Annotated in this window: 15 protein-coding genes; 4 read left to right on the top strand and 11 right to left on the bottom strand. The window is 63.7% G+C overall.

The window, feature by feature from the left end; all coding sequences use genetic code 11:
* The 10 genes from J2X15_RS14765 to J2X15_RS14810 all read right to left on the bottom strand — a co-directional run bounded on the left by J2X15_RS14765 (position 1) and on the right by J2X15_RS14810 (position 9,341).
* Positions 1–1,794, bottom strand: a complete 1,794-nt coding sequence (locus J2X15_RS14765; RefSeq protein WP_310344107.1) for a sensor histidine kinase — start codon at positions 1,792–1,794, stop codon at positions 1–3.
* Positions 1,795–1,804: 10 nt separating this feature from the next.
* Positions 1,805–2,608 carry an alpha/beta hydrolase gene (locus tag J2X15_RS14770; RefSeq protein WP_310344109.1) on the bottom strand — a complete coding sequence of 268 codons (804 nt, stop codon included), beginning with the start codon at positions 2,606–2,608 and terminating at the stop codon, positions 1,805–1,807.
* 11 nt (positions 2,609–2,619) lie between these two features.
* The gene (locus tag J2X15_RS14775) at positions 2,620–3,447 is read right to left on the bottom strand and encodes a proteasome-type protease (protein ID WP_310344110.1); all 828 of its coding nucleotides are present in this window, start codon (positions 3,445–3,447) and stop codon (positions 2,620–2,622) included.
* A gap of 24 nt (positions 3,448–3,471) precedes the next feature.
* The gene (locus tag J2X15_RS14780) at positions 3,472–4,608 is read right to left on the bottom strand and encodes a GGDEF domain-containing protein (protein WP_310344112.1); all 1,137 of its coding nucleotides are present in this window, start codon (positions 4,606–4,608) and stop codon (positions 3,472–3,474) included.
* 66 nt (positions 4,609–4,674) lie between these two features.
* On the bottom strand, positions 4,675–7,272 hold the full coding sequence (gene mutS, locus J2X15_RS14785; RefSeq protein ID WP_310344114.1) for a DNA mismatch repair protein MutS: 2,598 nt from the start codon (positions 7,270–7,272) through the stop codon (positions 4,675–4,677).
* 54 nt (positions 7,273–7,326) lie between these two features.
* Entirely contained in the window at positions 7,327–7,722 is a 396-nt protein-coding gene (locus J2X15_RS14790; protein ID WP_310344116.1) for a hypothetical protein, read from the bottom strand.
* A complete protein-coding gene (locus J2X15_RS14795; RefSeq protein ID WP_310344118.1) occupies positions 7,719–8,057 on the bottom strand; it encodes a heavy-metal-associated domain-containing protein in 339 nt (112 codons plus the stop codon). The genes J2X15_RS14790 and J2X15_RS14795 overlap by 4 nt, the downstream gene beginning before the upstream one ends.
* A 13-nt stretch (positions 8,058–8,070) precedes the next feature.
* Positions 8,071–8,724, bottom strand: a complete 654-nt coding sequence (locus tag J2X15_RS14800) for a hypothetical protein (RefSeq protein ID WP_310344119.1) — start codon at positions 8,722–8,724, stop codon at positions 8,071–8,073.
* Entirely contained in the window at positions 8,721–8,891 is a 171-nt protein-coding gene (locus J2X15_RS14805; protein WP_310344121.1) for a hypothetical protein, read from the bottom strand. Before J2X15_RS14805 ends, J2X15_RS14800 begins: the two co-directional genes overlap by 4 nt.
* Positions 8,892–8,996: 105 nt before the next feature.
* Positions 8,997–9,341, bottom strand: coding sequence for a DUF2946 family protein (locus tag J2X15_RS14810; RefSeq protein WP_310344123.1), 345 nt, complete (start codon positions 9,339–9,341; stop codon positions 8,997–8,999).
* A gap of 239 nt (positions 9,342–9,580) precedes the next feature.
* Between J2X15_RS14810 and J2X15_RS14815 the strand changes: the two genes are divergently transcribed.
* The gene (locus tag J2X15_RS14815) at positions 9,581–12,421 is read left to right on the top strand and encodes a sensor domain-containing protein (protein WP_310344379.1); all 2,841 of its coding nucleotides are present in this window, start codon (positions 9,581–9,583) and stop codon (positions 12,419–12,421) included.
* Positions 12,418–15,405 (top strand): sensor domain-containing protein, encoded by a 2,988-nt coding sequence (locus J2X15_RS14820; RefSeq protein ID WP_310344126.1) that lies wholly within the window; start codon positions 12,418–12,420, stop codon positions 15,403–15,405. Before J2X15_RS14815 ends, J2X15_RS14820 begins: the two co-directional genes overlap by 4 nt.
* On the opposite strand, the gene J2X15_RS14825 is transcribed toward J2X15_RS14820, so the two are convergent.
* Positions 15,406–16,314 carry an inositol monophosphatase family protein gene (locus J2X15_RS14825; RefSeq protein WP_310344127.1) on the bottom strand — a complete coding sequence of 303 codons (909 nt, stop codon included), beginning with the start codon at positions 16,312–16,314 and terminating at the stop codon, positions 15,406–15,408. It lies immediately after the preceding gene.
* A gap of 132 nt (positions 16,315–16,446) precedes the next feature.
* On the opposite strand from J2X15_RS14825, the gene J2X15_RS14830 reads away from it, so the two are divergent.
* Both J2X15_RS14830 and cysE read left to right on the top strand, forming a co-directional pair.
* A complete protein-coding gene (locus tag J2X15_RS14830) occupies positions 16,447–17,322 on the top strand; it encodes an RNA methyltransferase (RefSeq protein ID WP_310344128.1) in 876 nt (291 codons plus the stop codon).
* Between the two features lie 10 nt (positions 17,323–17,332).
* Positions 17,333–18,106: a serine O-acetyltransferase gene (gene cysE / locus J2X15_RS14835; protein WP_310344129.1), complete on the top strand. Its 774-nt coding sequence runs from the start codon at positions 17,333–17,335 to the stop codon at positions 18,104–18,106.
* Positions 18,107–18,143: the final 37 nt, after the last annotated feature.

Consider the following 18,143-nt stretch of genomic DNA (forward strand, 5'->3'; position numbering starts at 1 on the left):
CTAGTCCTCGGCCGCGCAGCGGCGGGTGGGCAGGGTGACGGTGAAGGTGCTGCCCTGGCCCACAGTGCTGTGCACCGCGATCTGGCCCAGGTGGCAGGTCACCGCTTCTTTGACAATCGACAGGCCCAGGCCGGTGCCGGCAATCGGCCCCACATTGCTGGCGCGGTGGAAGCTCACAAACAGCTGGGCCTGGTCCGCCTCGGGAATGCCAATACCTTCGTCCCGCACGGTGAACACCAGGGCGCCGTCCAGCTCCTGCACCGCAAACAGCACCGTGCCGCCCTGGGGCGAGTATTTGACGGCGTTGGACAACAGGTTGCCCACGATGTTGCGGATCAGCGTGTCGTCCAGCCAATACAGCCGCTCCACCGGTGGCAAGTCCAGGTGCAGTTGCACGTGCGTCAACTGGCGCGCCATGGCGCTGCGCATTTCATCTACCAGCGCATGGCAGAAGGTAGCGATGCCCAACGCATGCGGTTTGAATTCCAGCCGCCCGGCGTCGGTGCGCCCAATCACCAGCACGTTCTCCAGCATGTGGGTCATGCGCTCCACCGCGTCATCGATTTTCTGCAGTGTGAGCAACTTCTTGTCGGCCGGCATGCGGTCGTTGTAGTGCTGCAGCAGTTCCACCGAGCCGTGGATGGTGGCCAGCGGTGTGCGAAATTCATGCGAAGCCATGGCGATGAAGCGCGTCTTCATGTCGTTCAGCGCAATCTGCTGTTGTAGCGCCTGGCGTTGGCTTTGCTCGGCCTGCAGGCGTGCCGTGGCGTCCACCACAAACAGCAGGGTCGCGTTGCGCTGGTTCCACTGGATCACAACGGCTGACAGCTCCAGTGCGCGCTCTTCGCCTTGTTGCGTGATGACACGAAAGCCATAGTGGGTTTCCACTGTCTCCCCGCGCAGGCGGCGCTGGTGGCGGTCCAGCACAGCGGGCACGTCGTCGGGGTGGATGGTGGCGGTGAACGGTTGCGACAGCAGGTAATCCAGCGGGTGGCCCACGATGCGCACCATGCTGGGGTTGGCAAACACCATGCGTCCGTCCTGCACCACCACCACGCCCACGCCGACGTTCTCGATCACCAGGCGGTAGCGCGCCTCGGAGCTGCGCATGGCCTCGATGGCCTGGTAGCGCTCGATGGCGGCGCCCACATGGTTGGCCACAAAGCTCAGGATGTCGGCATCCGCCTCGGAGTAGGGCTTGACCCCTTCCTCGTAGCCCTGCACCACCAGCGCACCGCTGATACGGCCCTCGACCTTCATGGGCACACCCAGCCAGGTGGTGAAGGTGAGGTCGCCCGTGGCCTCGGTGATTTCTCCGCACTCCTGCAGGGCCATGAAGCGTTTGGTGTCTATGAGTTGGGGCTCTGCCGTGCGCAGCACGAACTCCGTCATGCCGCGGCCCCGCGGCACATCGTTGCACTGCATGGTGTCACCGTCTTTTTCGTCCACGTAGTAGGGGAAGTCGACGGTGTTCTGGCTCTGGCTGCACAGGCAGACAAAGAAGTTTTTGGCGTACAGCAGCTCACCCAGCAGCTCGTGCACCGCTTTCAGAAAATCATAGAAAGGTAATCCGGCGGTGGCCCGCTCGGCGATGCGGTAGAACACACGTTGCAGGGTCTCGGCTTTCTTCTGTTCCTGCGCTTCGCGCTGCAGTTCGCGGGTGCGCTGTTCCAGCCACTGGTTGGCCTGGGTGCGCTGCGCGTCCAGTGTGGCCTGCAGTGCGTCGTGTTTTTCCTGCAAGGACTGGAGCTGCTGTTGCAGCAGTGCCAGTTGCGCTTGCGGGGATTGGCTCATGGCGGGTGCGTCAGGGCGCCATGTTGCGCAGCGCTGCCTCGATGGCGGCCGCGGTGGCTAGCGGCTTTTCCATCGGAAACAGGTGGCTGCCGTCCAGCATCATGATGCGGCCTTTGGTGACCTTCTCGGTCATGGCCATGCCCACCTGCTTCATCTCGGCCGACTGGTCGCCACCAATGAAGGTGACCGGGCATTTCAGCGGGTGGCGTGCCAGAAGCCGGTCCAGGTTGTCGGGCAGGGTGTTGTAGAAGGCCGTCTCCACTGCGCGGTCAAACGCCAGCACGCGCTTGCCCTCCGCGTCTTCGGCAAAGGCATCCACATAGTCCATGAGCACCTGCGCATCCCATTTGGCAAAGGCTTTTTTGTGCTGGAAATGTTCAAACGCGGCTTGCACACTGGGCCAGTGGTGGCGGCGCTGGCGGCTTACGGCACCGGGCGAGATGGACCCCACCAACTGTGTGGTCTTGGCCAGGCCCAGTACCTGCGAGCGCCAGCCACCCAGGATGGGCGAGTCGATCAACACCACGCCCTTGGCCAGCTCGGGGTGGCGAGCCGCGGCCATCAGGCTCAGGAAGCCACCCAGCGAATGGCCCACCAGCCAGACCGGCTCGCCCACTTTGTCTACCACGCGCGTGGCGTACTCCACCAACTGCTGCACCACATGGGGCCAGTTGTCCGTGACAGGGAAGCGCGGGTCGTGGCCGTACTTCTCGATGGCCTTGACCGCATAGCCGCGTGCGCGCAGGCTTTTGAACAGCACCTTGTAGGTGCTGGCGGGGAAGCTGTTGGCGTGGGAGAAAACGAGGGTGGACATCAAGAACCGATTTAAATCAGCTTTTCGTCGGGCGTGGTGATTTTCTTGAGTGGCAGACTGCGTGCGGATGGCACCAGCAGCGGTACGCTGGTCTGTTCGCCCGACCACATCGGGTCTTCGATGCTGTCAAACACCTCGCGCAGCTTCTGTCCCCAGCTGTCGTGCAGCATGGCGAAGTAGGGGTTGTTGTAGTCAATGCAGACCACCTTGTCGGTCTGAAAGCTGTTGGCTTCGTACACCACCAGGTCCAGCGGCAGGCCCACCGACAGGTTGGACTTGAGCGTGGAGTCCATGGACACCAGTGCGCACTTGGCGGCTTCGTCCAGCGGGGTCTGGGGCGTGATCACGCGGTCGAGCACGGGCTTGCCGTACTTGGATTCGCCAACCTGGAAGTAGGGCGTCTCGGGGGTGGCTTCGATGAAGTTGCCTGCCGAATAGACCTGGAACAGGCGCATGCCTTCGCCCTGGATCTGGCCGCCAAAAATCAGCGACACATTGAAGTCCACGCCCGCATTCTTGAGCGCCGGGCCGTCGCGCTCCTGCACTTTCCGGATGGCCGAACCGAGCACGCGCGCGGCGTCAAACATGCTGCGGGCGTTCCAGATGGTGGTGCCTTCATCGGCCTCGTGGTCTTTGAGCCGTTCGATCTGCAAAATCTCGCGCACCGACTGCGAAATGCTGAGGTTGCCCGCCGAGAGCAAGACCATGAAGCGGTCGTTGGGCTTCTCGTACACGATCATCTTGCGGAAGGTGCTGATCTGGTCGAGTCCTGCGTTCGTGCGCGAGTCGGAGAGGAACACCAGTCCGGCGTTGAGTTTGATGGCGACGCAGTAGGTCATTTTTCAGTGAGGCGGAGGCAAAGCCTAGAGTGTATCGGGCGCTTCCCGCAAGAACTGTGGTTTGACGACTGCCGCGCTGTTCTTGCCCGATTTCTTAACCTGGTACATGGCGCTGTCGGCTTGCTTCATCATGGTTTCGACCGAATCTGCATGGTCGGGAAACACGGCAATCCCGATGCTGGCGCCGACCTGCAAGGCCTGGCCCTGGTAGACCATGGGGTGCGCAATGGCCTGCACCAGCTTGTCGGCCACTGCAGCGGCGTCTTCCACGGTGGTTAGGCCGCCCAACAACACCATGAATTCGTCGCCGCCCTGGCGCGATGCGGAATCCACGGCGCGTATGGCGCTCAGCATGCGCTGCGCCACTGTGGTGAGCACAAAGTCGCCTGCGTCGTGGCCGTGGGTGTCATTGACAGCCTTGAAGTCATCCAGGTCAATAAACAACAGTGCTGCTCGGCTTTGGTCGCGCCGCGCCCGCTGGATCGCATGGTTTAGCCGGTCGCGCGCCAAGTGTGGCAAGGACAGGCCGGTGAGGCCATCGTGCGTGGCTTGGTGGGTGATCAAGGCATGCTGCTCGCGGATGGTATCCATGAGGGCTGCGTGAGAGGCGCTGTAGATGCTCAAGCCGTAACTCACGGCGGCGGTCACGATGCCGGTGGCACCGATCACGGCAATCCACGCCTGCGGCTGGCGGATGAAGTCATTCGTATCGATGGAAAGCACCAAGGCACCCCGGACATAGGCCCAGGCAAAGCCCGTTAGCACCAGCAGTTCCAACGCGATGACGAGCGCTCCGATACGCCCTTTGAAGAACATGGTGGTACTGATGCAGCTGGCAATGATCCAGGCGATGCCAGCGCCGTAAAACCCGAGGGCGTGCAGCGCCGGCAGGCCCACACCCAGGGGTAGGACGCTGGCCAGCACGGCCTTCACGTTGGCGGACAGGTGGCGGCGGTACAGGGCGACGAGGAGGACAAGAATCGCTATGGCGGTGTGCAGGGCGTACAGCGGCTGCCAGCCGGTGATCAGGACACGCACAAGCGAGGTCGGTATGCCCACCACCGCGAGCACCAGCATGCCTCTCCACATCCTGTCGGCCAATTGGTCCCGCACGGCAGTCTCGCTGATTTCCATTACCGGTGCGAGAGACGGTTGAGGCATGGTTGGCGCTTTCAGGGGTGACGCAAGTAGTTGGATGACTCGGGGAGGCAGGGAGCCCACATGCGCTCAGGCCTTGTGGATCAGCGCTTTGAGTTGGTACAGCGCTTCCATTGCCTCCCGTGGACTCAATGCATCAGGATTAATGCCCGCAAGCGCCGTCTCTACGGCGCCGCTAGCTTCCATTTCGATAGCAGGTGGTGCCGCAAACAGGTCTACCTGAGCTTGGGATGCGGTGGCCTGCGTCTCCAACGCCTCCAGCGTGTGGCGGGCCTGATTCACCACCGCGGCGGGCATGCCGGCCAGGCGGGCGACCTGAATCCCGTAGCTTCGGCTGGCCGGGCCGGGTTCGATGGCGTGCAGGAAGACGATGTCGCGCCCGGCCTCGGCGGCACTCACATGCACGTTCATGGCGGCATGGTGTGTGGCTGGAAATTCGGTCAGCTCAAAGTAGTGCGTGGCAAACAGCGTGAAAGCCTGCGTCTTGTCGTGCAGCTGCGTGGCAATGGCACTGGCCAGCGCCAACCCGTCAAAGGTGCTGGTGCCGCGGCCAATCTCGTCCATCAGTACCAGGCTGTGCGGCGTGGCGCTGTGCAGGATCTGCGCGGCTTCGGTCATCTCCAGCATGAAGGTGGACTGGGCATTGGCCAAGTCATCCGCCGCGCCAATGCGCGTGTGGATGGCGTCAATCGGCCCCAGGCGGCAAGCCTTGGCCGGCACATAGCTGCCCATGCTGGCCAACAGCACGATGATGGCGACCTGGCGCATGTAGGTGGACTTACCGCCCATGTTGGGGCCGGTGATGATCTGCATGCGCTGGCGGGCGCCCAGGCGCGAATCGTTGGCAATGAAGTTGCCGCTGGAGAGTTCTGCCAGCCGCGCCTGCACCACGGGGTGGCGGCCGGCTTCGATGTCGATACAGGGCTCCGCCACAAACTGTGGGGCGCTCCAGTCCAGCGTCAGCGCGCGTTCGGTCAGCGCGCACAGCGCATCCAGGGCGGCCAGCGCACGTGCCACGCGGGTGAGCTGCGGAATGTGCGCCTGCAACTGGTCCAGCACCTGCTCAAACAAATACTTCTCGCGCGCCAGCGCACGCTCCTGCGCGCTCAGGGCCTTGTCTTCAAAGGCCTTGAGTTCGGGGGTGATGAAGCGCTCGGCGTTTTTCAGCGTTTGGCGACGGCGGTAGTCGTCGGGCACCTTGTCCACCTGGCCAGTGGTGACCTCGATGTAGAAGCCGTGCACCTTGTTGAATTGCACGCGCAGGTTGGCAATGCCGGTGCGGGCTTTTTCGCGCACTTCCAGGTCCAGCAAAAAGGCATCACAGTTGGTCTGGATGGCGCGCAGCTCGTCCAGGTCGGCGTCAAAGCCACCGGCAATCACACCGCCATCGCGCACCAGCGCGGCGGGCTCGGGGGCTATGGCGCGGGCCAGCAGGGCGGTGGCGTCGCCGGGCGGCAATAAATGCTCTGCAATATGGGCCAAATAGCCCTCTAGCCCGCGTAGATGTTGCGCGAGCAGCTCTGTTTTTTGTAGCGTCACCACCAGCGCCACGAGTTCGCGCGGGCGCACCTGGCGCAGCGCCGTGCGCGCGGTGATGCGCTCCACGTCGGCGCAGCCCTTGAGCTGGCCGCGCAGGGTTTGCCAGAGGTTGTTGCGTAAAAGTCCAATGGCCTGCAGCCGGTGTTGGGCCTCGGTGCGGTCGCGCTGGGGCTCCAGCAGCCAGCTTTTCAGCATGCGGCTGCCCATGCCGGTCATGCAGGTGTCCAGCAGGCTGAACAGCGTGGGGCTGTCCTCGCCGCGCAAGGTCTGCACCAGCTCCAGGTTGCGACGCGTGGTGGTGGGCAGGTCGATCAGCGCATCGTTGCGTTGCACCTGCACGCTATGGATGTGGGTGAGCGCCCGACCCTGGGTGTGCTCGGCATAGCCCAAGAGCGCGGCGCTGGCGGCGTGGGCCAGTGGCAGGTCTTGCGCGTTCCAGCTGCTCAGGCTGGCGGCCTGCAGCGCGTCCAGCAGTTTGCGCTGGCCCAGTGCGCTGTCGAACTGCCATTCGGGCCGGGCCGTCAGGTACAGCGCGTTGCTGGTGGAGCGCAGGCGCTTGAGCTTGTCTTCAAAACTGGTGGTGCAGCCGGCGCTGTAGGTCAGCTCGCTAGGGGCCACGCGGGTGATCCAGCCGTTCACCTCGTCGGGCGCACATTCGGCCAGAAACACCACACCCTGGGTGACGGACAACCAGGCCAGGCCGCAGCGGTTGCGCGGGCCCTGGTGGACGGCCATGAGGATGGATTCGGATTTTTCGTTCAGCAGCTCGGCATCGGTCAGCGTGCCGGGCGTGACCACGCGTACCACCTTGCGCTCCACCGGGCCCTTGTTGACGCCCACCTCACCGGTCTGCTCGCAGATGGCGACCGACTCGCCATGGCGGATCAGCTTGGCCAGGTAGCCTTCCATGGCGTGGAAGGGCACACCGGCCATCACCACGGGCTGGCCGGCGGACTGGCCACGCTGCGTCAGCGTGATGTCCAGTAGCCGCGCCGCCTTCTCGGCGTCGGCATAAAACATCTCATAGAAATCCCCCATGCGGTAGAACAGCAGGGTGCCGGGGTACTGGGCTTTGAGACCCAGATACTGCTGCATCATGGGGGTGTGTTGCGGGTCGGGCACGGTCATGCGGGGAAGTCTATCAACATCAGCCTGCACTTCCGGGCGGCCAACCCGCCGCCGCTATTCGCTCAGCCAGGGCTGGACAAATGCAAACCAGCCACCCACCAGGTACAGCAGCACGCTGGTCCCGTACACCAGGCCTGCGGTCTTGCGCGTCTTCAGGCAGGCGTTACGCAGGGCCGGGTCGGTGGGGCAGGGCGCGTGGCGGTTGCGCCACTGCAGCACGCCACTGGCCAGCAGCATCAGACCGGCAAACACAAACAGACCCACCTTGTGCTCACTGAGCCACACCAGCTGCGGAAACACCGCGATCAGTGACGATAGCGCGGCCCCCGCGCCCAGCGCCACCAGCAGGGCCGGCAGTGCACAGCAGACCAGCGTGCTGGAACTGGCGAACAGGCTGGCCACGGAGGTCCACAGGCTGTTGCGGGACTCGACGACCCCGTCGACGCTCATTTGCGGCCTTTCAGCTCAGCCCGGATCTCGGCCACCGACTGCGGCACGGTTTCCATCTTCACCACGTCGTAGCCCGAGTCCACGATTTCGGCGGCGATGGCTTTGTCGTCCAGTGTCTGGCCCTCTTTGGCTTCGATGGCCACGGTCTTTTTCTTAAGGTCGACAAACACCTCTTTGGTGGCGCCCATTTTGGAGATGCGCTTTTCAATGCCCTGGGCGCAGAACGCGCAGACCATGCCGTTGACGGTGACTTTCACGCTGGTGGTGGCGAAGGCGGGAAGCGCGGTCTGTACCAATGCAACAGCCAGTGCGAGGGAGAGGGTGATTTTGGTCATGGGATGCTCCGAATCAAAAGATGTACATGAAGTTGGCGCGGACCTGGGATGCATTGCTGACCCCCAGTTCCACGAAGTAGCGGTTGTGGATGAGGCGCAGCATGGGCGTCACCTCGGTCGCGTCGGACAGGCCGTTCATGCGCCGCGCCTCCACGATCAGCCAGGGTTGGGTTTGGTCGTAGTCCACCTCGTAAAACGAGAATCCCAGGCGTGCCGAGGCAAAGTCGTGGTTGATGCCCTCGGCGCGGTACAGCCGAAGCAACGCTGAGGCATAGACCCGTGTGGTCTCGTAGTCCACCTGGATACCCGGTGTCACCACGATTTTGGCGCCGCTGAAGTCATTGCCCGTGAAGCTGCCCACGCCGCCCAGGAGCCAGACATTGGCCTGGGCCTCGGGCAGGTTCCAGCGGCTTAGTAGCCGCGTGTAGGTGACCTCGTTGAGCTGCCGAGTGCGGGTCTCATCGTCTGAGCGCATGGCCAGGGTGCTGAGGCCTACGGCGTCGCGCGGGGTCAGCGCGTAGTTGACAAAGGCTTCCTTCCAGTTGGGTGCGAAGTCGCCCATGGCCATCCAGCTGTCCTTGAAGCCCATGGGGCCGCACCAGGCAGGCAGCGCCACCAGGGCGCTTCCCAGTGCAAGGGCAATGCGTCGTGCGAGGTGCGGTGTCATCGCACGGGCTCCATCGCGTCCATGCGGATACTGCGGATGCGTTGGTGTTGCGGGGTGACGCGGGCTTTTTCAGGGTCTAGCTGGACGATGCGGGCGCGTGTCCAGTCGGGGGCGGCAAAGGCCGGCGCCGCGCAGACCAGCGCGACTATCCATATTCCAAATTTCATGGTGTTTCCAAACAGCGGGGCCGTGGCTGCGCAAGGTGATTGGCGCTCCAAGTCCCCAACAATGAACCCGCACGGGAAGCGTGCGGACGTGGTTCGGCTGTCGGGTCAGGAAATAGGGGGCTTGGCCGTGCGCGGCAGGTCTGCGCTGGCAAAGCGGTCGGCCTGCGGGGCCGCGGGGGCTGGCGGCCGGGGTGCTGCCGTGGGCACCGCCATAGTGGGCAGTGCGGCCAGCGTTACGCACAGCTGGCAGGACTGGCAGTGCGCCAGGCTCTTGCCGTGCTCTTGCGGTTGACCGGTGTCGCTTGTTGTGGCCTGGACCAGCATGGGGCAATCCGCTGGCATGGCCGACGCACTCACTTGGCTGGCAGCCATTTGCACGGCCATGTGCTCTGCACTCCACCCACGCAGGGGCAGCAAGGCAATCAGCAACAGGATGAAGAGGTGGCGCACTGCGAGATGATAGTGCAACCGTTGTTTCCGGGCGGGGCGCAGTCCAAATTGGCTACCCGCACAGCGGGTAAATCAGGGGGTGTTTGGATGGCGTGCCCAGATTTCAGGCCCTATCATAGGGAATCATCTCTACAGGCCCCCGCCTCACCGCAGTGCAGACCCGACCAGACCCCGTGTCTTCCGCTTCTCCCACCCCGTGGGCGGGTGGTGGTATCGGGGCGCCTGGTTTGACGGGGTCGGTGTTCCAAACTGTTTTTGAGTGCAGCCCTGAGGCCATTGCCTTGACCCGTGTGCGCGATGGCGTGCTGGTGGAGGTGAATACCGAGTGGCTGAGCCTGACGGGCTACTCCCGTGCCGAGGCGCTAGGCCGCACCGCAGTAGAAATGGGCCACTGGCTGGATCCGGAAGAACGCATGCGCGTGTTTGCCCCCCTGTTGACCGGCGGACGGGTGGTGGACACCGACGTCACGCTGGTGATGCAGGACCGCAACCCGCGCGTGGTGCGCATGAACGCCGCGCTGATGCAGGAGCAGGAAGAGCAGTACATCCTGATTTACCTGCGCGATGTGACGGCCGAGCGCCTGGCCCATGAGGCCCTGCGTGCGGGGGAGCAGGCGCTGGAGCACGCCAACGAAAAACTCAACCGCCAGGTCAAGCTCTACGAGGTGACCGAGTCGGTGGCCAAGGTCGGCCACTGGGTGATCTACCCGGGCGACAGCATGGTGCACCTGTCGCGCGGCTATGGCGAGATCGTGCAGGAGCCGGGGCGCGCGCTAGTACCCAAAGAACGGCTGCTGGCGAACGTGATGGAAGAGGACCGTGAGCGTGTGCTGCAGGCGCGCGCGCGCATGGACGGCCAGACGGTGGAGTACCGCTTGCGGCGCAGCGACGGTAGTGTGGTGTGGCTGCGCTCGCGCATGCACCGGCAGGTGGAGGGGGGGCAAGTACGGGCCGACTTCGGCATCGTGCAGGAGTTCACCAGTGAGCGGCAGGCGCGCCAGGAGCTGGAGAACCAGTTGGCCTTTATCCAGAAGATCACCAGTCGCGCGCCCGGCATGGTGTACGAATACCAGATGTGGCCCGACAAGCGCTCTGCGTTCCCCTTCGTCAGTGCGGCAGTGCAACAGCTGTTTGGCCTGACGCCTGAAGAGGCCCGCAACGATCCGGCCTCGGTCTTGCGCGCGGTGCACCCGGACGATGCCACCATGGTGGTCAAGTCCACCTGGGAGGCTGCAAAGACTGTGCAACCCTGGCATTGCGAGTTCCGCACCCGGCCGGCAGACGGCCAGGAGCGCTGGATGCTCGGTTACGCCCTGCCCGAGGTGCAGGCCGATGGTTCGGTGCTGTTTTGCGGCTCCATCACCGACATTACCTCGCAGAAAGAAGCGCTGACCCGGCTCAAGCTCAGTGAGGAGCGGTTTCGCAACCTGTCGGCGTTGTCGTCGGACTGGTACTGGGAGCAGGACGCTGAGTTCCGCTTTGTACGTGTGGATGGTGATGGCCGCATAGACAGCTATCTGGCACCCGAGGAGGCCATGGGTCGTACGCGCTGGGACTCGGGCGCACTGGGGGTGACTGCCGCGCAGTGGGCGGCCCACAAGGCACAGCTTCTGGCCCACGAAACGTTTTATGACTTTGAGCTGCAACGCGTCCGCGCCGATGGCACCTACATGTGGGCGTCCATCAGCGGGGAGCCGATGTTTGATGTGGATGGTGTGTTCACCGGCTATCGCGGCACGGGGCGCGATATTTCGGCACGCAAGCAGGCCGAAGCCGACATCGAGCGCCTGGCCTTTTACGATGCGCTGACCGGGCTGCCTAACCGGCGCCTGCTGATCGACCGGTTGAACCATGCGGTGGCTGCCAGTGCGCGCAACAGCCACCACGGTGCCTTGCTGTTCATTGACCTGGACAACTTCAAGATTCTTAACGACACGCTGGGACACCACATGGGCGACCTGCTGCTGCAGCAGGTGGCGCAGCGGCTGCAGGAGTGTGTGCGCACCGTGGACACCGTAGCGCGGCTGGGCGGCGATGAGTTTGTGGTCATGCTCGAAGAATTGGGCATGGACCCGGCCGAGGCCGCAGCTCAGGCCGAGACCGTGGCCAAGAAGATTCTGCAAACGCTGAACCAGCAGTTCGCACTAGCCAGCCACAACTTGCACAGCTCGCCCAGCATCGGCGTCACGCTGTTTTACCAGCACCTGCACAGTGTGGACGAGCTGCTCAAGCGCGCTGACCTAGCCATGTACCAGGCCAAGGGGGCAGGGCGCAACACGCTGCGCTTTTTTGACCCTGAAATGCAGGCGGCGGCCACGGCCCGCGCGGCCATGGAGACCGACCTGCGCCAGGGCATGTTGCGCGACGAGTTCATGCTGTACTACCAGTGCGTGGTGGATGCTGAAGGGGTGCCCACCGGGGTGGAGGCCCTGCTGCGCTGGAAGCACCCGCAGCGCGGCATCGTGTCGCCGGGCGAGTTCATTCCCATTGCCGAGCAGACCGGGTTGATCCTGCCACTGGGTCAGTGGGTTCTGGAAGCCGCCTGTGCGCAGCTGGTCGCGTGGAGCGCCAAGCCGCATACGCAGAAGCTCACCATGGCCGTGAACGTGAGTGCGCGCCAGTTCAAGCACCCCGAGTTCTCCAACCACATCCTGAACCTGTTGCGCCTGACCGGGGCCAACCCCTATCGCCTGAAGCTGGAACTGACCGAGAGCCTGTTGTTGTCGGAGTTTGATGAAGTGATTGAAAAAATGAGCGAACTGCGTTCCATCGGGGTGGGCTTTTCACTGGACGATTTCGGCACCGGCTATTCCTCGCTGTCCTACCTCAAGCGCCTGCCGCTGGACCAGCTCAAGATCGACCAGTCCTTTGTGCGCGATGTGTTGACCGATCCCAATGATGCGGCCATTGCCCGCACTATCCTGAATCTGGCCGAGAGCCTGGATCTGGGGGTGGTGGCTGAGGGGGTGGAGACCGCGGGCCAGCACGACTTTTTGCTGCGCAACGGGTGCAAGGCGTTTCAGGGGTATTTCTTCGGGCGCCCGGTGCCGGTTGAATTGCTGCAGTTGCCCAATCCATGAGCGGGGAGCAGCCGGTGAACCCCGAAACACCAGAGGCCTTGCAGGCCGAACTGGCACGCCTGCGCTCGGCGCTGACGGCTGCGGAGTCGGCGGCTCGGCGCCAATACGACATGCTGGACGCACTGTTTGTGCGCAGTCCCGCTGCCATCTCCGTCAACCGCCTGAGCGACGGTTGTTTTGTCGATGTGAACCGGCATTGGGAACAGGTCACTGGTTACAGCTGGCAGGATGCCGTAGGGCGTACCTCACTGGAGCTTGGTTTCTGGCCCAGTTTGGAGGCGCGCGACCTGGCGTTGACCAGGTTGATGACCGACGACGACCCTGACCACCGGCCAGAAGCGCCCTTCACCACCAAGGACGGGCGCAAGGTGTTGTTTGTCATGAACGGCACGCGCATCGACATTGCGGGCGAGCCGCATGTGGCGGTCTATCTCACCGACATCACCTTGCAACGCGAAGCGGAAGAGGCGGTGGCTGCGGGCGAGCGTGCGCTGCAGCTGGCCAATGAGGAGTTGCGCGGCCAGCTGGAGCTGTTTGAACTGACCGAGGACCTGGCCCATGTGGGCCACTGGACCGTGACCCAGGGCCAGCTGCCTGTGTGGTCCAAGGGGCTGTACGCACTCTCCCACACGCCGGTGCAGGACGAGGTGACGTTCGAGGAGGCGCGTGCCCACATCCATCCGGAGGACCGGGCCGCCTTTCTGGACGCGCGTGCCCGCATGGATGGCACCGAGCTGGCCTACCGTTGGATCAGCGAGGGGGACGACCAGCGCTGGCTGCGCACCCGCATGCGCCGCCACCACCGCAGCGATGGCTCGTTTGTGGACTTTGGGGTGGTGCAGGACTTTACCGAAGAGGCCCACGCCAAGCGCGCGCTGCAGGAGCGGCTGGATCTGATCCAGCGCCTGACCAGTCGCCTGCCCGAGATGGTGTTCCAGTACGTGCACTACTCGCAGCAGTACGGCAAGTTCACGTTTGTCAGCGAGGCCTGCCATGCCATTTTTGGCGTGACCGCCGAACAGGCACGCAAGGACCCACGCAGCGTGTTTCGCTGTATCCATCCCGAAGATTGGCATGCCACGCTGTCCTCGATGCAGGACAGCGTGACGCGCAACACGACCTGGGCCCACGAGTTCCGCGTGCGTTTGCCCGACGGCACGGTGCGCTCACTGTTTGGCAAGGCCGTCATGCAACTCGAAGTCTCGGGCCACCGTGTGGCGTATGGCTCGGTCACCGACATCACCGACCACAAGACTTCGCAGGCCACGCTGATGGAGAGCGAGGCGCGGTTCCGCTCGCTTACCGAGTTGTCGTCCGACTGGTACTGGGAGCAGGATGCCGAGTTCCGGTTTGTGCGTTTTGATGGCGCGCTGAGCACGCAATCCAGCCAGACCGGCGTGGGCAACCTGGGCAAAACGCGTTGGGAGATTGGCGCGCTCAACATGTCCGAACCCGACTGGAAGGCCCACCGCGAGGTGCTGCAGTCGCATGCCGAGTTCCGCGAGCTGGAATTGCGCGATACCGACGACGATGGAAACATCTACTGGATTTCTACCAGCGGCGCACCCATGTTCGACGCCGAGGGGCGCTTTCAAGGTTACCGCGGTGTGGGGCGCGACATCACGGGGCGCAAGCTGGCCGAAGAGAAAATCGAACGGCTCGCTTTTTTTGATGTGCTGACCGGGCTCCCCAACCGCCGCCTGCTGATCGACCGGCTGCAGCTCGCCCTCGTGGTGGCTGGCCGTGATCGGGCCGTGGGGGCTTTACTCTTCATTGACCTGGATAACTTCAAGGACCTGAACGACACCCGGGGCCACGACATGGGCGACATGCTGCTGCAGCAGGTCGCCCAGCGCCTGGTGGCCTGCGTGCGCCAGGCTGATACGGTGGCCCGCCTGGGGGGCGACGAGTTTGTGATCATGCTGCACAACCTGGAGCACGACCCGGACCGCGCTATTGCCCAGGTGGAGCTGGTGGGCAAGAAGGTGATTTCCAGCCTGAACCAGATGTACATGCTGGGCACGGTGGAGCACCACAGCACGCCCAGCATTGGTGTCACGCTCTTCGGCCAGCAGCGCCAGACCGTGGACGAGCTGCTCAAGCAGGCCGACCTGGCCATGTACGAGGCCAAGGCCGCGGGCCGCAACACGCTGCGCTTTTTCGACCCTGCCATGCAGGCCCTGGTGGCCGAGCGCACGGCGCTGGAGGCGGACCTGCGCCACGGCTTGCAGCGCCACGAGTTGGTGGTGTACTACCAGCGCGTAGTAGACGCGCAGCGGCGCACCGTGGGTGTGGAGGCCCTGGTGCGTTGGCGCCACCCGCAGCGTGGCTTGGTGTCGCCCATGGATTTCATTCCCATTGCCGAGCAGACCGGGCTCATCATCCCGCTGGGCCAGTGGGTGCTGGAAGTGGCCTGCCGCCAGCTTGCGCAGTGGGCGGAGAGCCCGGCTACCGCCATGCAGTCCATCGCGGTCAACGTGAGCGCCCGCCAATTCCGCCACCCCGAGTTTGCCCAGCAGGTGCAGGCGCTGCTGCGCAAGACCGGTGCCAACCCGCAGCGCTTGAAGCTGGAGCTGACCGAGAGTCTTCTGCTGAGCGACACGCAGGACGCGATCCTGAAAATGACCGAACTGCAGAAGGTGGGGGTGGGCTTTTCTCTGGACGACTTTGGCACGGGCTACTCGTCGCTGTCTTACCTGAAGCTATTGCCGCTGCAGCAGCTCAAGATCGACCAGTCGTTTGTGCGCGATGTGCTGACTGACCCCAACGACGCCGCCATCGCCCGTACGGTGCTGGCGCTGGGCAAAAGCTTGGGCTTTGGCGTGGTGGCAGAGGGGGTAGAGACCGAGGGGCAGCGCGAATTCCTGCTGCAGAACGGCTGCACGCTGTTCCAGGGCTACCTGTTTGGCCGACCCTGCCCGGTGGACGAGCTGTCCCTGCCGGACCAGCCCAGCAAAGGCGAGGCCCCGACCTGGGTGATCTGATTACAGCGGTGCGTCGTCGGTAGCGCTGTCGCGGGCGGGCTGTGCCTGCGCTTCGCTGGCAGCAATGGCCGCCTGGCGCAGCGCAGCCTTTTCACCTGCTGGGGCAAACTTGCTGTACTTGCCCAGCAGCGTGACCATCTGGCCGTAAATGCGGGGGCTGCCGGCCAAAATCTCGTGCTGGTCCAGAAAATCGGCTTCGCCCGTGAAGTTGCCCACCAGGCCACCGGCCTCGGTCACCAGCAGCGAACCCGCGGCCACGTCCCAAGGCTGCAGGCCCAACTCGAAAAAGCCTTCGGTGTAGCCAGCGGCCACATAGGCCAAGTCCAGCGCGGCGGAGCCGGGGCGGCGCAGGCCGGCAGTGCGTTGCATCACGTCGCCCATCATCTGCAGGTACTGGTTGAAGTTGTCGCCCTGGCGGAAGGGGAAACCGGTGGAAATCAGCGACTCGTTGAGCTGGGTACGCTTGGAGACGCGGATGCGGCGGTCGTTCAGATAGGCGCCACGGCCCTTGGTGGCGGTGAACAGGTCGTTGCGGCTGGGGTCGTACACCACGGCTTGCTCGATCTTGCCCTTGACGGACAGTGCGATGCTCACGCAGTACACGGGCAGGCCGTGGATGAAGTTGGTGGTGCCGTCCAGCGGATCGATGATCCAGACGAATTCGGAGTCTTTGGCGCCGTGTTCGCTGCCAGATTCTTCAGCCAGGATGCCGTGGCCGGGATAGGCCGTCAGCAGGGTTTCAATGATCGCTTGCTCTGCAGCGTGGTCCACTTCGGTGACGAAGTCGTTGGCCTTTTTTTGCGAAACGCGTACGGATTCGATGTCCAGCGCCGCGCGGTTGATGATGTTTCCGGCAGTGCGGGCGGCCTTGATGGCCACATTGACCATGGGGTGCAGATTGAGCGTCATAGATTGTTGGGGGAAGAACTGGGAGGACCGGCTGGCGATGCAGGCGGCGACAATAGGCGTATTTTAGCGGCTGGGCTAGGGTTGCGCACCCTAAGACCCCAAAACAGCCTCTCTCTCCCTGACACCGACCGTATGCATACCCGCTTTATCCTGATCAACACCAGCCACGCCGGCAATGTGGGCGCTGCCGCCCGCGCCATGAAAACCATGGGTTTTGACGACCTGGTGCTGGTGGCGCCGCGCTGGTCCAATGTGCTGCGCCGGGAAGAAACCATCCAGCGCGCCAGTGGGGCGCTGGACGTGCTGGACAAATGCCGCATCGTGGACACGCTGGACGAGGCGCTGGACGGCATCAGCCACCTGTGCGCCACGGCGATGACGCCGCGCGATTTCGGCCCACCTACCACCACGCCGCGCGAGCACTTTGCCGCGCTATCAAAAGGTGAGCTTCTCGCGCAGGAGACACGGGGGCTAGAGGGTGATTTGGCATCTAACTCCGGTCAGTCCGGCGTGGGCTTTCTATTTGGCTCCGAACGCTTTGGCATGCGCAATGAAGACGTCTACCGCTGCCACGTCTGCCTTTCCATTCCCAGCAACCCGCAGTTTGGCTCGCTCAACATTGGTGCGGCCTTGCAAGTGATTGCCTATGAGTGGCGCCTGGCACTGGGCGGGTTTTCTTCGGATTCCGCTCACCCTGAGCCTGTCGAAGGGTTGCAGGCTTCGGCAGGCTCAGCCCGAACGGGGAATAGTTTGGCGGATGCGGCCCAGGTGAGCGGCATGCTCACGCACCTGGAACAGTCGCTGGTGGCGCTGGGCTTTCTGGACCCCGCTGCGCCCAAGAAGCTGATGCCACGCTTGAACGCGCTGTTCAACCGGGCCCAGGTCACGCAGGAGGAGATCCACATCCTGCGCGGTATTGCCAAGGCCATCCTCCAACGTAGCGCCCAAGCACCGGCTGCGGGTGGGGGATTGGTGGCGATAGACGGCAAATCAGACCTGAACGGGTAGACTCTTTCGCATGTTTTCACGCATCCGCTCCGACATCCAATGCATCCTCGACCGGGACCCGGCCGCCCGTACCACCTGGGAGGTCATCACCTGTTATCCGGGGCTGCATGCGGTGGTGGTGCACCGCGTGGCACACTGGTGCTGGACGCACGGCCTGAAGTGGTTGGGGCGCTTCATTTCGCACCTGTCGCGGTTTTTCACCGGTATCGAAATTCACCCCGGCGCCAAGCTGGGCGAGCGCGTTTTCTTCGACCATGCCATGGGCACGGTGGTGGGCGAGACCGCCGAGATTGGCGACGGCTGCACGATTTACCAGGGTGTCACCTTGGGCGGAACCAGCCTATACAAGGGCTCCAAGCGCCACCCCACACTAGGCAAAGACGTGGTGGTGAGCGCTGGCGCCAAGGTGCTGGGCGGCTTTGTGGTGGGTGATGGTGCCAAGATCGGCAGCAATGCTGTCGTGGTCAAACCCGTGCCTGCGGGTGCTACGGCGGTGGGCATTCCGGCGCGCATTCTCCCCAGCAAAGCCGGGGTGAGCGCCGATGTGACTACTGCAGACCGCAAGTTCACCGCCTACGGCATCACCCAAGAAGACGATCCCGTCAGCCAGGCCTTGCGTGGGTTGGTCGACAGTGCCTCCGGCCAGGACCACCAGATTGCGCTGCTGTGGAAGGCCATCGAGCAGCTCTCGGCCCGTGGCACGGCGGGCGACTGCGTGCCCAGCGATGCCTCGCGCAAAGAGTGTTTTGAGGCAGAGAAGCTCAACCAGCTCATCGGAAAGTAAAAAAGGCCCCTCGGGGCCTTTTTTACGGCTGTGTGGA

Origin of the sequence: Rhodoferax saidenbachensis, assembly GCF_031457975.1 — a bacterium.
GTDB lineage: Bacteria > Pseudomonadota > Gammaproteobacteria > Burkholderiales > Burkholderiaceae_C > Allorhodoferax > Allorhodoferax saidenbachensis_A.